A 13646-nucleotide genomic window follows, 5' to 3' on the forward strand; every position below is an offset into this window, starting at 1 on the left:
GCGCCGAGGTCAAGTAGTAGTTCCGGGCCGTGGCATTGATCTGGCGTTCGCCAAGTTCGGTCAGCGCCCGGGCCTTGAGTTCCTTCGCCGTCACGTTTTCAGGGTCGAGAGCCAGAACATGATCGACAAGTTCGGCGGCCCATTGAAACTCCTTCTTCGATCGCTTCCTTGGCTCGATCGAGCGTCTTCGCCAGTCCACCGGCTAGGTTAACCATCTTGCGGGCGCGCTCGGTCGGTGGCAGCGGGAAGAGATTGGTCGCATTGCCATCGAACCATCCGACATAATCGGCATAAATACCCCGTACCGCCCAAGCGACGCTGCCATAATATTCCTGGAGGTACGGGCTGTTTGCAAGGCCGGCAGGTAGCTTCACCTCCTGGACAAGTTCGTCCGGCGTCTTGCCGTACTTGATGCCTGCAAGGGTCTGGTCGAGGACGGTCTTGATCCCGTCGCGGTAGTCTGTGAGAGCCTTTCGCACCTCGTCCTTCCCAAGAATTGGACGCATATGCCCCTGCACCATATAGGTGGCGTCCAAGGTGAGCATCTTTTCGAGGCTGGCGATCCACTTCTCGGGCGGCCTCAGTTTAAGGCCGCGGATCGGAGAGAGGTTCGGGTAAGATTTTAAGAAGTCGTCGCCAGGAATAAGAACACCCTTTTCGGCCAGCCAGATAGCCGTGTTCTCCGGAGACTCGCCGGGAGTGTGGATGAGCTGCATCCGGACGCCCGCCACCTCGGTTGTTTGGCTATCGCCCGCGAAAGTGCGCGTCGGCGGCAGGTACCCTTCCCGAGTGTGCGGCGTCATACGACCGTATTCGAGCTGGGTGCCGGCATTGATGAACAGCTCGTCGGGCAGCTTCGTGCCAAACGCGTCGCCGCCGTCGCGCTGGCCCCTGCCGAACTCGAGGCCGGATTCCACCAGCGTCTGGTGACTGTAGATTTCAGGGTCGTCATTGCCGGAAAACACCGTCGCACCGCCGGTGTGGTCTGGGTGATTGTGCGTGTAGATGATTGCTCTGACAGGGCGCAAAAAGCGATCCCCGAAGGCATCCATGATCGCCCTCGCATCGACCGCGTTGGCGGAGGTGTCGACAATGATAGACCCCGTGTCACCTCGAATTAGGATGACATTGCTTGCGGAGTATCCGACGGCCGCAAAGACGCCGCCGGTGATGTGAATGACTTCCTTCCTGAACTCGGCGGAACTCGCGCGGAGTTGCTCACGGCCAACGAACTCGTCCGCGTGGGCAGGCACCGATTGATCTCGAGGCGTTCCAATCACCATAGCTAACCCTCGCAACTCATCATTAACCCTCCGCCACTGGCAGCGGCTGTCGATTGATGCCGTGCCGGTTGGGAACCGTCATGGCTTGCCATCCTGCTTAGCAAGCTGTCACGGCTTGCTGTGAGATTACATAAGCTGCCTCGCCGTTTGAAACGAGCTGCTTCATTCATCAGCCGTGCAGATCAGCTACGAGGCAATACCAGCAATCGCATCCAGGAACGCATCGATCTCTTCCTCGGTATTATAGTAATGTGGTGACGCTCGCACCACAGGCGGGAGTTGTCGCATGTAGGCGTCAACGGGTGTACTGGAGGGAGGGGAAACTGAGACGTTAATTCCCTTGCCACTCAGATAAGCCATGACGGCCGGTGAGTCCCAACCGTTAACGGTGAATGAGATGATGGAAGCAAGCGGCGCCCCGAGATCATGTACGGATACGGCACGCATCCCCCTCAGGCCTTCGCGAAGCTTTGACGAAAGGTGATAGCAACGCGCTTCGATGTTTTCGAGCCCAATGTCGAGCGCATAATCCACTGCCGCCCGCAGGCCGAGACGAACCGAATAGTTCTTCTCCCAAGTTTCAAAACGTCTGGCATCAGGCCGCAATTCGTATCGGTCGGGACCGGTCCAGGGTGCGCCATAGAGGTCGATCATCGCGGGCTCGATCTTCTCCAGGACCGATTTACGCATGTACATGAAACCAGTTCCTCGTGGAGCACGGAGAAACTTTCTGCCAGTTGCGGTGAGGATGTCGCAGCCGAGCGCATCAACATCGATCGAGATTTGCCCTGCGGCTTGGCAAGCGTCGAGCAGATAGAGAATGCCATTTTCGCGCGCTATACGACCGATCGCTGCCGCCGGATTCATAAGCCCGCCGTTCGTGGGAATCCAGGTCACCGCTATCAGCCGAACGCGATCATCGATCATTTTCGCCAGCGCGTCCGGATCGAGGACGCCAGAAGCGTCATTCGGAATGACTTCGATCGACACGCCTGTGCGCTTGGCGACCTGCAGAAAGGCGACATAGTTGGCTGCAAACTCAGCACTTGCCGTCAGGATTCGATCTCCAGGTCCAAACGAGAGGGAGTAAAAGGCGCGCTGCCAGGCGATCGTCGCGTTTTCAGCTATCGCAATCTCGTCGCGGTCGCAGTTTACGAAAGTAGCCAAGCTGTCGTAGGTTCCCTCCAACAGCGAGTAAGCCTCCGCTGCCGCCTCATAACCTCCGATTTCGCCCTCTCGGCTCAAATATCCCGTCACTGCATCGATCACCGTGCTCGGCATCAGCGCCGCCCCAGCGTTGTTGAGATGATTTCTGTTTTTTGTGCCGGGTGTATCAGCGCGCAGACGAAAGAGGTCCAAAGTCTTGCGAGCGTCGCGGCTGATTTCCGACATGAGGGATTCCTTCCTTTGATCGAACCAACAATCTTGTTGAGACAATTGGCATTGTCGCGGAAGGCGATACTTTCGCAACCTGCTGTGCAGAAATGGGCATCGTTGTATGGACGCCTGCCAGGTCGGCCGTAGCGCTGCGAGCAGTCCATTTGCGAAACTTCACGAAGACCAGGGTGCGTTTCTCAGAAGTCGTTGTTCGTCTCGACGAACCAGCTTTTTCAGGAACTGCTTTACGGCTCTCACTCTCGGGAGATAAGCCAAGTCCTGATGTGCCGACATCCAGATCTCACGTTCGCCGCTCAACTCGTCGAGCACTGGAACGAGACCGAGGTTCAGACTGCGTGCGAATTCGGGAAGGGCTACTATTCCTGCGCCCGCAGACGCTGCGAACATCTGCGACATCATGCTGTTTGAGCTGAACGCGATTTTTGGGGCGGGTACCAGTTCCTCCAGCCATAGAACGCTTTCGAGCTGGACCAGCTCCTAGCCGACGAATCGGTGGTTGCTAAGATCCGCCGCGTCAGAGGGGACGCCATTGCGCTTCAGGTAGGCCTGCGAAGCAAACAAGCCGGTCTTGAACCGTCCGATCAGCTGACTGTCGAGAGAAGTTCCGTGGGGCTTGAAGAAGCTTAGGAACAGATCGGCTTCCCGGCGAGCGACCCGAACCGTCTGCTGTGATGTTACAAGCTCAAGGTCAAGATCAGGGTATCGGCTACTGAGTTCAACGAGGCGCTCTGAGAGATAAAGCGTTGCGATGCCCTCCATAGTGGCTAATCTGACTGTGCCGCGAATTTCGTCACGATTGCTCACGTCGCTTCGAAGCGCATTCACGCCGTTCTCGATTTCCTCCGCTCGCCGCATTGTAACCAGCCCGGCCGCTGTCAGCAAAAGTCCGTCCTTGGTCCGTTCGACGAGTGCGCCGCCAACCGTGTATTCCAGACGAGCAAGCCGACGAGATACGGTGGAGTGGCTGACTTTCAGTTCCCGGGCTGCTCCGGTCACGCTCTTGCACCGGACGACGATGAGGAAAAGTTTGAGATCGTCCCAATCAAGATGGTCGATTGCAGTCGCCATAGTATCCCCGTCTATTTTTGCACAGCGTAGTCCATCCTATTCGGATTGGCGCGCAAATTCGTTCTGTTAGTTTCGAACGGCTGTAAAGCTGAACGTGCAGCGTACAATGAAGTAAAATACCCGCGGACATGCTGATCGCCAGTAGGTTGGCTCCGCTTGAACCTGCCTATGGAGGAACCATGTCAAGACGAACTGTGAATGCTTCGAACGCTGCGGCAGTAGGACCGTATTCGCACGCGACATGGGCCGGCGACTTACTGTTCTGCTCCGGCCAGACTCCGCTTGATCCGAGCAACGGCAAACTTGTCGACGGCAATGTCGCCGATCAGACCCGCCAGTGTTTCGATAATCTGTTTCAGGTCCTGGAGGCTGCAGGCCTCGAGCCGGATGATGTCGTATCCGTCAACGTCTATCTCACCGACATGGACGACTTCGCTCAGATGAACGAGATTTACGCCACACGGTTTTCATCGCCCTACCCTGCCCGCACCACAATCGGCTGCGCCAGCTTGCCCCTTGGTGCACGCATTGAAATCGGTCTAACGGCAAAACGGCACTCGTAACCCGGTCTCTGGCGACCTTGTCGAAATGGCTAATTGCCAAAACTTCATGAGTAGAGGAATGTCGATGGTAAATATGAACTTCAAGGCCGCCGCTGCTCATATTGCCCCCGTTTATCTCGATCCGGTAGCGAGCGCGGAGAAAGCTTGTTCGGTAATCGCAGAGGCTGCGCGAAATGGCGCATCGCTCGTGGTATTTTCGGAAAGCTTTCTTCCGGGGTTCCCCGTCTGGGCAGCACTTTACCCACCCATTCAATCGCACGAACATTTCAAACGCTTCTTGAATGCTTCCGTATACATCGACGGACCTGAAATCGAGCGTGTGCGGAAAGCTGCGTCCGACAACGGTGTTTTCGTTTCAATCGGTTTCTCCGAGCGCAACCCGGCAAGTGTCGCAGGCCTGTGGATAGTAATGTCCTGATTTCAGATACGGGTGAGATCCTGATCCACCATCGAAAGCTGGTCGCAACTTTCTTCGAGAAACTGGTTTGGGATCCCGGCGACGGCGCAGGTCTGGTTATCGCAAATACAAGAATTGGTCGTATTGGCGGTCTCATCTGCGGGGAAAACACAAATCCACTCGCGCGCTACAGTCTGATGGCGCAAGCCGAGCAGGTTCATATAAGCAGTTATCCGCCGATCTGGCCCACTCGCGTTCCCACAGAGAGCGACAACTATGACAACCGGGCGGCCAACCGCATCCGTGCCTCGGCGCATTGCTTCGAGGCCAAGTGCTTCGCAATTGTTGTCGCAGGTCGCCTTGATGATAGCGCACACAGATCCACTGCTTTGGATGATCCTGCCATCGCAGCGATCATAGATGCCAGTCCGCACGCCAGCAGCTTTTTCCTTGGACCGACTGGAGCGCCAATTGGTGATGAAATGATCGATGAAGGTATCGGCTATGCCGATATCGATCTCGACGACTGTGTTGAGCCCAAGCGGTTTCACGACGTCGTTGCTGGTTACAACCGTTTCGATATTTTTGACGTCACTGTCAACCGGAGACGCCGAAAGCAGATCAGATTTTTAGAAGGCCGCGCTGAGGAGGCTCTAACGGCCCCCGAGGCGATGGGTTTGCCGGAGTAAGTCGATGACGCGGACGGGTATGCACATGACCAAGAAGGGTTTCTCCTTCCAAGGTCCGGCTGACGGCGTTCATGCCCTGAAATCCTGGATCACCCCGGAGGACGATCTTTTTCTGGTCACGCATATGGGGTTCGTCGAGATCGATCCAGACCATTGGTATCTCGATGTCGATGGCCTGGTGGGCAACCCAATGAGGTTGCGTCTCGCGGATCTTCAGGCCATGCCGCAGCGCGAGTATATGTCATTTCATGAATGCGCTGGCAGCCCTCTTGCCCCGACAGTCGCCAGGCGCAGGATGGGAAATGTGGTTTGGAAAGGCGTGCCGCTGTCGCTTGTTCTGGAACGCGCGCAGATCAGTGCCGATGCGTCCTACGTATGGACTTCCGGCCTCGAGTGGGGCGAGTACGCAGAAGTCGAAGAACCTTATCAAAAGGACCTACCTATCGAGAAAGCACTTGCAGAAGAAGTTCTTCTCGCACTTGAAATCACCGGTCAGCCGCTCACTGCGGAGCGCGGAGGTCCGGTTCGACTGGTTGTGCCGGGTTGGTATGGAACGAACTCCGTAAAATGGGTTGGTTCGATCACGGCCGCGAACCGGCGGGCAAGCGGCGCCTATACGACGCGTTTCTATAACGACCCGACGCCATCAGGGGTGAAGCCAGTCTGGAGCGTCGCCCCGGAGTCCGTTATCGTGTCGCCGTCTCCAAATGAACTGCTTTTGGCTGACGTGCCGACGAGAATATGGGGCTGGGCTTGGGGAGATCGTCAGATATCGAGCGTCGAAATCAGCGTAGATGGAGGAGGCTCCTGGCAGAGTGCTATTGTAGGTCCGCGCGAGGATAGAAGTTGGCAGCGCTTCGAGTTGCCGTGGGTCCCACCATCCGGCCAGCATGTCCTGCTATGTCGCTGCGCCAACGAGCTTGGCGAAGGACAGCCGCCATCGGCCGCAAGAAACGAAGTGCACTCAGTCCAAGTTCAAGTGGGTGCCTAGGCCCTTCTCTACCGCGAACGCGAAGTTAAGACGGCGTAACCAGCGCGTGTAAAAATCCGAAGTCCCTCAAAACACCCCAGTCGTTCTCAACCGGTGCAAGCGTGCCGAAGAGCGTTCGGCATGCTTTCGGGATGCTCGCTCGGTTTCACACCAGTCCAGGCACAACGAATACCGCCCAGGCAACGATTGGGCCGATAATGGCGATCAGCGCGCTGTAGATCAGCAGCTGTCGCAGCACCTGCTCTCGCCTGTCATCCGGTGCATTTGCGACGACAAGGGCGCCATTGGTGGGAAACGGGCTGGTATCGACGATCGTCGTCGATATCGCGATCGCCGCCACCACGCCGATGGCGCTGACGTGCCCTTGCTGGAGGAATGGAACGGCAGGGGGATGATCGCGCCAAGCAGAGCGGTCGAGGATGCAAAGGCCGAGACGATAGCCCCCGTAAAGCAAAGCAGGAGCGCCACGAGCAGCGGCATGCCGAGACTGGAGATGCCGTTCACCACGTAGTCGACCGTACCGGCCTTCTCCATGACGCCGACATAGGTGATGATGCCGGCAATCAGCAGCACGGTCGACCAACTGACCTTGTCGATTGCTGCCTTCTGAGTCTTCGGTGATAGCAGCGCGAGGGCGACAGCGACGGTCATGGCGACGAGGCCGACGTTGAACTTGAAAACCAGGGCGCCGACGCCGAGTGCAGTCAAGCCGATCAGGGTGGTAATTCTCTCATTGTTCAGGCGCAATGTGGTAGCGGTATCAGCCGCCGTACCGTAGGTATGCTCCCTGATCGGTTTTGCAGGCGTGCCGCCGTGACCTCTGATCGACGCCGATACGCCCTCGGGATGCAACTCTGGCAAAGGGCCGAATGATGCCGGTTCTTGCTTGATCACCCTCGCGCCGCCGAAAACGAAGAAGACCAGCACCGCGATCGCCAGGTTGAAGAAGAAGCTGGCGAGAAACAGCGAGGTCGGTGCGAAAGGTAGACCGGCCTTCGCAACGATCTGGTTGGTGATTCCGCCATAGATGCTGATCGGTGAAAATCCGCCTGCCTGCGCGCCGTGGATCACCATCAGGCCCATCATGACGGGGTGAATGCGGTACTGCATGGCAAAACTCAGCGCGACTGGTGCGAGAATGGCGACTGCAGCAGGCCCAAGAGCACCGAAACCGGTAATGACGGCGGCAACGAGGAACATTACCCAGGGGATCAAGGCGATCCGCCCGCGCACCAGGCGGACGGCCCATTCGACGAGCCAGTCGATTGTGCCGTTGATCTGCGCTATGGCGAAGAGGTATGTGACGGCGACGAGCGTCAGGAATAGATCACTCGGAAAGCCGGCAAAAATATCGCTGGTTTTCATCCCGATGATCATGGAGCCGAGCACGAACGCGCCGGCAAACGCGAGCGCACCCATGTTGATTGGCTGGATCGTCGCAATGATGAACATAGCGACCAGCAGGCCAATGGCCAGTAATTCAATGCCCATGACTCCCCTCCCTCCGACGCCTCCAGCGCCGTAGTTGTTGTTTTCAAGATTGATGCAGGCTGTCGACGCACCCTCCTCCCAGAGGGCGCGGTCGCCTTACGTCCTGGTGTAAAGATCGGCGTATTGCTGCCGCAGGATGTTTTTCTGAACCTTACCCATCGTGTTGCGCGGCAAGTCCTCGGCGAAGAGGATGCGCTTGGGTTGCTTGTAGCGTGCAAGACGGTCCTGGAGGACGCTGACGATGGTCTTTTCATCCAGGACGGCGCCGGGCTTGCGCACGACGACGGCCGTTACGCCTTCTCCGAAATCGGGATGCGGCACACCGATCACAGCGCTCTCAACCACACCCTCGATCTGGTCGATCTCGCCCTCGACCTCTTTCGGATAGATGTTGTACCCACCCGAAATCACGAGATCCTTGCCGCGACCGACGATGTGGACATAACCGTCCCGGTCGATCTTGCCGAGATCGCCGCTGATGAAGAAACCGTCGGCGGTGAATTCGGCCGCCGTCTTTTCCGGCATGCGCCAATAGCCCTTGAAGACGTTCGGTCCTTTGATCTCGATCATTCCCGTTTCTTCAGGCGGCAGCGCGAGCCCGGTCGCGGGATCGGTTACGCGCACCGTCACGCCCGGCAACGGGAAGCCGACAGTTCCGGCAATCCGTTTCCCCTCATAGGGGTTCGACGTGTTCATATTGGTCTCGGTCATGCCGTAGCGCTCGAGGATCGCTTGGCCGGTGCGTTGTTGAAACTCGGTATGTGTTTCAGCAAGCAGCGGCGCCGAACCGGAAATGAACAGGCGGATGTTGGCTACAGCCTCTCTATCGAGGCGCGGGCTTTGCAGGAGGCGTACGTAGAAGGTCGGCATGCCCATCAGCATCGTTGCCTGCGGCATCAGGAACACGACCACATCCGGGTCGAACTTTGACAGAAGGAACATCGAGGCGCCCGCGAGCAGTGTGACGTTCGTGGCGACGAACAGCCCATGTGTGTGAAAGATCGGCAAGGCATGGATCAGTCGATCGTCGGCGGTGACGCGCCAATAGTCTCGCAAGGTCAGGGCGTTCGAGAGCAGGTTCCCATGCGTGAGCATCGCCCCCTTGGAGCGTCCGGTCGTTCCCGACGTGTAGAGGATCGCCGCGAGATCATCGGCGGACCGCGAGGCATCGACAAAGTCGGCCGGCTCATCGCGTGCGAGATCCAGCAACGAGCCTGTGCCATCAGCGTCGAGCGTTTCGACGATCGCGCCGTGGGACTTCGCGATTTTCTCCACACCCCCTCGAGCAGCTGACGCAACAACCACCAAACGCGGCTCCGCATCGCCGATAAAGTAATCGAGCTCAGCCAGCGTATAGGCAGTATTGAGCGGCAGGTAGACCGCGCCGCTTCGAAGACAGGCGAGATAGAGGATCAAGGCCTCGGCACTTTTCTCGACTTGCACCGCCACTCGGTCGCCGGGGCGAATGCCGAGCGTATCCATCGCGCTGGCAACGCGGCCGGAAAGGGCGAAGGCGTCATTCTAGGTCCATGTGCGAGTGCTATCGATGCGGATGAACGGTGCGTCACCGGGCGCGGCGGCCCGCATGGCGTCGAAAAAATGGTTGCTCACTTTCGCCCTCCTCCAAGCGTTGAGTTCATTATTTGTGCGAATGGTCGGGAGCCTTGTTGGCCATTGCCGCCACGGCGGCTTTCGTCGTTCTGGTTGAGCAAGCTTTTGACGCCCGGCGAGGCAATCACTTCGCCGCGCTGCGCCAGAGCCTCGTGGTTGGCCACGATGTCGTCGAGCTTGTAGAGGTAGTTGACCATCAGACCGTGTGCCTGCTGCATCGCCTTGGCCGAGCGGTCGCCAAAAGCGCCGTTTGGGCGACAGGATCGACGGGGCGGCCTTCCGGCGTCCGTTCGGTCAGGAAATAGCGCGCTGCAAGAGGCAGCAACACGCGCTCCACTTCGGTCGCCGTATTCTCGTTGTCAGGCCAGTTCGGATCGTCCAGCAACATCAAGGTTGCACGGGCCGCTTCCGCAAGGAACCGGTCGGTGGCCGAGGCACGTGCCTTGGCAAGCCAACGGGCAAAGCCTGGAACGGGCGAAAGCGTGACGAAATTCTTCAGGCCGGGCAGGTCTCTGCGCAGGTCTTCCACGACCTGCTTGATCAGGAAGTTGCCGAACGAGATTCCACGCAAGCCATCCTGGCAGTTGGAGATCGAATAGAAGACAGCCGTCGTCGCCTCGTCGGCATTGATCTGCTCCCTCCCCTCGACGAGTACATCTCCGATCGCCCTCGGTACGGATCGTGTGAGCGCCACCTCGACAAACACAAGCGGCTCGTCGGCAAGGCGCGGGTGGAAGAACGCGAGACATCGACGGTCGGCCGGGGCCAGACGACGCCGCAGTTCCTCCCAGCCGGCGATCTCGTGCACGGCCTCGTATTTGATGATCTTTTCAAGGATGTAAGCCGGCGTCGACCAGTCGATCGGGCGCAGCGTCAGGAAGCCGCGATTGAACCAGGAACCGAACAGATGTGTAAAGTCGGCGTCCAGCGCGTGGTACCCTTCGGACCGGTCTTCGGAAGCAAGCAGGTGCTGACGCATCTGGACAAGCTTGGCGGTGCCGTTCGGCGCGTGATTCAATCGGCGCAAAAGCTCCTGCCGCCGCGAACGAAACGCAAAGCTCGGGATGGTTCGCCGAGCAATGGTAGCGTTCTCGATTATTTTCGATCGTCAGCTTCCAGTTGCCTTTTTCGATCACATCGACCTGATGGGCTATCTTAGCGTTCCGAAGATCGTAGGGCGCGAGACGCTCAAGCATCACCTGCTCGAGATCAACGATATCTTCCGGCGGATTGTCTGAAAGACAGACGTAGATAAGCCCACCGATCGATTTGAAGTTGACGGCCTTCAGGCTCTTGCAGCTCTTGTCGAAATCCTTGCCCATGTGAGGCGCATAGCTAAGTTCGCCGGACAGTTCGTACGTCCATTGGTGATAGGGACAGACCAGCTTCGAACGACCGTCGGCCCTTCGTTGAGAAGGCGCGAGCCGCGACCCGGGTATCAATCTCAGAATCCTGACTCCGGATAACGGTCCCAACATAGAGTCGGGTGACATCGCCATTGCTATCCGTTTCGGAAGCGGAATGTGGGCTGATGGGCAGGCCAGCGTCCTTTTCGAAGACGAGATTTTTCCGGTATGCAGCTCGAATTTTGCGCAAAGCGCGGGAAATATTGAGACACCGCACGATCTTCTCGCCTATCCATTGATATCGTACACGGCGGATGACCCCACTTGGACGGGGTGGAGCGAATGGCTGGCAGCGTTCGCCGTGGAACTGCCGAAGAGAAAGTCGGGACTGCGGTGTAGTTTCTATACGGAGGCTATATATGCAGCGCTCAACGGACAGGGAATAACGCTCGGATGGCGACGCCTCGTTGACGACCTGCTCGTTCAGGGCGGCTGATTAGGTTGACCGAATCCACGGTAAAAACGAGGAACGCCTACTTCGCCGTCGTTCCAAAACGCCGGCGTCAGACGGAGGCCTCGCGTCTCTTTCAGACTTGGCTGGCCGAGACTGCGGAAAAACCTACGATCACTGATCAACCAACCCCGCCATCATAATTGATGCCGGCTTCTTCCTGTTTTGCTCTTCCGGGCCTTCAGCGGCCTTGTGATTTCAATCAAAGGCATGCCGGCATCTCTGCCGGCGCCTCTTCTTTCATTGGGCAAGAACTCCACTCTTCCTCGCTGTCCAGGTGGCGATGTAGTCCATCAGCCCCGGATTGAGGCAGTCATATGGCTCAAGGTCGAGTTCGCGCAGGCGCGCCCGTACGCCATACATCTTTGCTGGGTCGTAGCCGCTCTCGATGATCGAGGAAACAAAGGCCGCAAAGCCCGGCTTCGTCCAGCCCGTTTCTTGAAAACGCTCCGGGATGGACGAAAGCGAGGCCCTTGAACGGATGGTCGCGGTCGACGGGGCCATACATGTGTACGCCGGATTCCTTGCAGGCATTTCGCTGAATGAGTGCGGCGGAGTCCACGACGGCGAGTTTGTCGCCGTTTTCGAGCACTTCGACATTGTCCGTCGGTGCGACGGCGACGACCGAGAACACGGCACCGTCAGGCTTCCAGCACTTCGAGCAGCCGCAGGCATGGTTGTGGGCAATGTCGCCCTTGATGCGGACCTTCACGGGATTGCTCGCGCAATTGGGTCGGGAACCAATCCCGGATAGTGGCGTTTAACCGAGGATGTCGATACCCTCCGACATCACCTCAACTGTACGAGGCTCTGCGTTCTCTCCTGTTCGCAGAGCCTTATCCGTGACGGCTTTGAAACATGGAAGATCCACGCTTCAACAGCTTTCGCTATGGATTGGCGGTGCTTCTAGTGCGCTGCCCACATCTCCGACCCTATGCCCATAGCGCCCATTGGTGGATCGAAGATATCGAGAACTACGGTGACGCCGTCAGGTTCCGCGACAAGTTGCGTGCAGAGGGTGGCAACAAGATGCTCCTGGAGGAATCCGAGCAAATCTGCATTCAGCTTGAGGAGGAGGTGCAATCCTATTTTGGCGCTTCCATCGATCTGTCGTGACGGCGCTCTCCCCAATCCGCTGCCATAAGCGTATAATACTGTTGTGCCGACGATGCCCATCTTTGGCACTCTGACGACTTCAGGTAAACACCCCTCAAAGATAGCCTGAGTCTCGCTGGCGTCCTGTCGTTCAGGGCAGGACGGGTTGAGGGGTAAGGTTCGTGACAGCAATCCCCTGGGCGTACGCCCCGCTGCTGAACCTCCCTCGTTTCTTGCTCTTGGGGCTTTGGTCCAACTAGCGAGCCCGGCAGATCGGCGTAATCTATAACTGTTCTGGCCCGCTGGGGAGCCAGGACAAGAAGGGAAGCTTTAGAGCAGTTGCAGCAGACCTCGCCGAGGGCTTCCCTTCAAATCACAATAGGCGTTTCCTTGGCCCTATTTCGGCGCGCTGCCCTACATGAAAAACATCTTGCCCTACCGCACTGGTGACGGCGATTATCAAGCCCATCAGCCACATCCCGAACCGGCCGAACCGCTTCATTGTCAGCAGTTCAGGTTGTCATTGATAACGACCAGGCCGTCCTTCTTCTTGAGTATGAACTGCAGCGCCTGACGCCCCTTCCTCGTCGAAGCTCGCGACCAAAGGTTTCCTCTATCAGACACAAGCCGCCGTCTCCGGTTCTAATGCAGAGACGACGGCGAGCGTGCGCCCGTTACCAAGCGGGGCTTCCCTATTACGAAATTCAGGAAGCGTCCAAACCGTAGCGCCTGATTATCGTTCGGGCTTTCAAGAATTTGATGCGCTTTCAAAATCTGAGCATCGATTTGCACCCGAAGGCAGAATGAATAGGCAGATGGAATCAGCGGCCCAAAACAGCCAAAACCCGCCGAACAACATCAGCAAACGTCACTCCTAGCACTACTTTGGCAGATTAATCCTCGGTTAACGATGATCGGCGATCCTTGGCACTTCAACAGGGGTGCGAAGGATGACAGAGCAGGATGTTGCACTGACGGAATGGCTGAAGCCGTTTGTTGAGAAGCTTGGCCACAAGAAGCGTCGGCAGATGTGCCCGATCTATGTTTCTGGCCTGATCGGGCCGGGAGATCGCAAGAGTATCGAGCCGATGGCGGAGCGCCTGGCACCTGATCGCTATGACCGCCTGCATCATTTCATCTCGGATGGCATTTGGGACGCCGGTCCACTTGAGGCGGAATTGGCGGTGCAGGCTGACAGAATAG

At 57.7% G+C, this 13646-nt stretch carries 6 protein-coding genes and 8 pseudogenes; 6 read left to right on the forward strand and 8 right to left on the reverse strand.

The annotated features are described in order from the left end of the window. The 3 genes and pseudogenes from BSG20_RS33060 to BSG20_RS33070 form a co-directional block, all read right to left on the reverse strand. Window positions 1-1283 (reverse strand): annotated as a pseudogene (locus BSG20_RS33060) (alkyl sulfatase dimerization domain-containing protein); the annotation flags it as partial. Between the two features lie 186 nt (window positions 1284-1469). Beyond that, on the reverse strand, window positions 1470-2675 hold the full coding sequence (locus BSG20_RS33065) for an aminotransferase class V-fold PLP-dependent enzyme (RefSeq protein WP_072382357.1): 1206 nt from the start codon (window positions 2673-2675) through the stop codon (window positions 1470-1472). Between the two features lie 159 nt (window positions 2676-2834). Further along, window positions 2835-3749 (reverse strand): annotated as a pseudogene (locus BSG20_RS33070) (LysR family transcriptional regulator). Window positions 3750-3928: 179 nt separating this feature from the next. Here BSG20_RS33070 and BSG20_RS33075 point away from each other — a divergent pair. The 3 genes and pseudogenes from BSG20_RS33075 to BSG20_RS33085 all read left to right on the forward strand — a co-directional run bounded on the left by BSG20_RS33075 (window position 3929) and on the right by BSG20_RS33085 (window position 6389). Beyond that, the gene (locus BSG20_RS33075; RefSeq protein ID WP_072382187.1) at window positions 3929-4312 is read left to right on the forward strand and encodes a RidA family protein; all 384 of its coding nucleotides are present in this window, start codon (window positions 3929-3931) and stop codon (window positions 4310-4312) included. Window positions 4313-4376: 64 nt separating this feature from the next. Next, window positions 4377-5398: pseudogene (locus BSG20_RS33080) on the forward strand (carbon-nitrogen hydrolase family protein). A 4-nt stretch (window positions 5399-5402) separates the two neighbouring features. Continuing rightward, entirely contained in the window at window positions 5403-6389 is a 987-nt protein-coding gene (locus BSG20_RS33085; RefSeq protein ID WP_072382185.1) for a molybdopterin-dependent oxidoreductase, read from the forward strand. A 145-nt stretch (window positions 6390-6534) separates the two neighbouring features. On the opposite strand, the pseudogene BSG20_RS33090 reads toward BSG20_RS33085, so the two are convergent. From BSG20_RS33090 to BSG20_RS33105, 4 pseudogenes are all read right to left on the reverse strand, one after another. Continuing rightward, window positions 6535-7880 (reverse strand): annotated as a pseudogene (locus BSG20_RS33090) (SLC13 family permease). Between the two features lie 96 nt (window positions 7881-7976). Further along, a pseudogene (locus BSG20_RS33095) lies at window positions 7977-9491 on the reverse strand (malonate--CoA ligase). Beyond that, window positions 9488-10545: pseudogene (locus BSG20_RS33100) on the reverse strand (malonyl-CoA decarboxylase domain-containing protein); the annotation flags it as partial. The pseudogenes BSG20_RS33095 and BSG20_RS33100, both read right to left, overlap by 4 nt. Continuing rightward, window positions 10535-10920, reverse strand: a pseudogene (locus BSG20_RS33105) (aromatic ring-hydroxylating oxygenase subunit alpha); the annotation flags it as partial. The pseudogenes BSG20_RS33100 and BSG20_RS33105, both read right to left, overlap by 11 nt. A gap of 47 nt (window positions 10921-10967) precedes the next feature. On the opposite strand from BSG20_RS33105, the gene BSG20_RS39075 reads away from it, so the two are divergent. After that, window positions 10968-11333 carry a LysR substrate-binding domain-containing protein gene (locus tag BSG20_RS39075; protein WP_420884147.1) on the forward strand — a complete coding sequence of 122 codons (366 nt, stop codon included), beginning with the start codon at window positions 10968-10970 and terminating at the stop codon, window positions 11331-11333. Window positions 11334-11588: 255 nt separating this feature from the next. Here BSG20_RS39075 and gfa read toward each other — a convergent pair. Beyond that, a pseudogene (gene gfa / locus BSG20_RS33115) lies at window positions 11589-12075 on the reverse strand (S-(hydroxymethyl)glutathione synthase); the annotation flags it as partial. A 131-nt stretch (window positions 12076-12206) separates the two neighbouring features. On the opposite strand from gfa, the gene BSG20_RS33120 reads away from it, so the two are divergent. Together BSG20_RS33120 and BSG20_RS33125 are read left to right on the forward strand one after the other, a co-directional pair. After that, window positions 12207-12464 (forward strand): hypothetical protein, encoded by a 258-nt coding sequence (locus BSG20_RS33120; RefSeq protein ID WP_072382181.1) that lies wholly within the window; start codon window positions 12207-12209, stop codon window positions 12462-12464. A gap of 929 nt (window positions 12465-13393) precedes the next feature. After that, window positions 13394-13646 (forward strand): transposase (locus BSG20_RS33125; protein WP_143147589.1); only part of this gene is annotated, 253 nt, incomplete at its 3' end.

Source organism: Rhizobium tibeticum (genome assembly GCF_900110205.1).
GTDB classification, from domain to species: domain Bacteria; phylum Pseudomonadota; class Alphaproteobacteria; order Rhizobiales; family Rhizobiaceae; genus Rhizobium; species Rhizobium tibeticum.

What these genes read in the sequence shown, in the direction of transcription:
- BSG20_RS33085 (WP_072382185.1), top strand. Translation starts at nt 5,403, where the DNA reads ATGACGCGGACGGGTATGCACATGACCAAGAAGGGTTTCTCCTTCCAA.
- BSG20_RS33075 (WP_072382187.1), top strand. Translation starts at nt 3,929, where the DNA reads ATGTCAAGACGAACTGTGAATGCTTCGAACGCTGCGGCAGTAGGACCG.
- BSG20_RS33120 (WP_072382181.1), top strand. Translation starts at nt 12,207, where the DNA reads ATGGAAGATCCACGCTTCAACAGCTTTCGCTATGGATTGGCGGTGCTT.
- BSG20_RS33065 (WP_072382357.1), bottom strand. Translation starts at nt 2,675, where the DNA reads ATGTCGGAAATCAGCCGCGACGCTCGCAAGACTTTGGACCTCTTTCGT.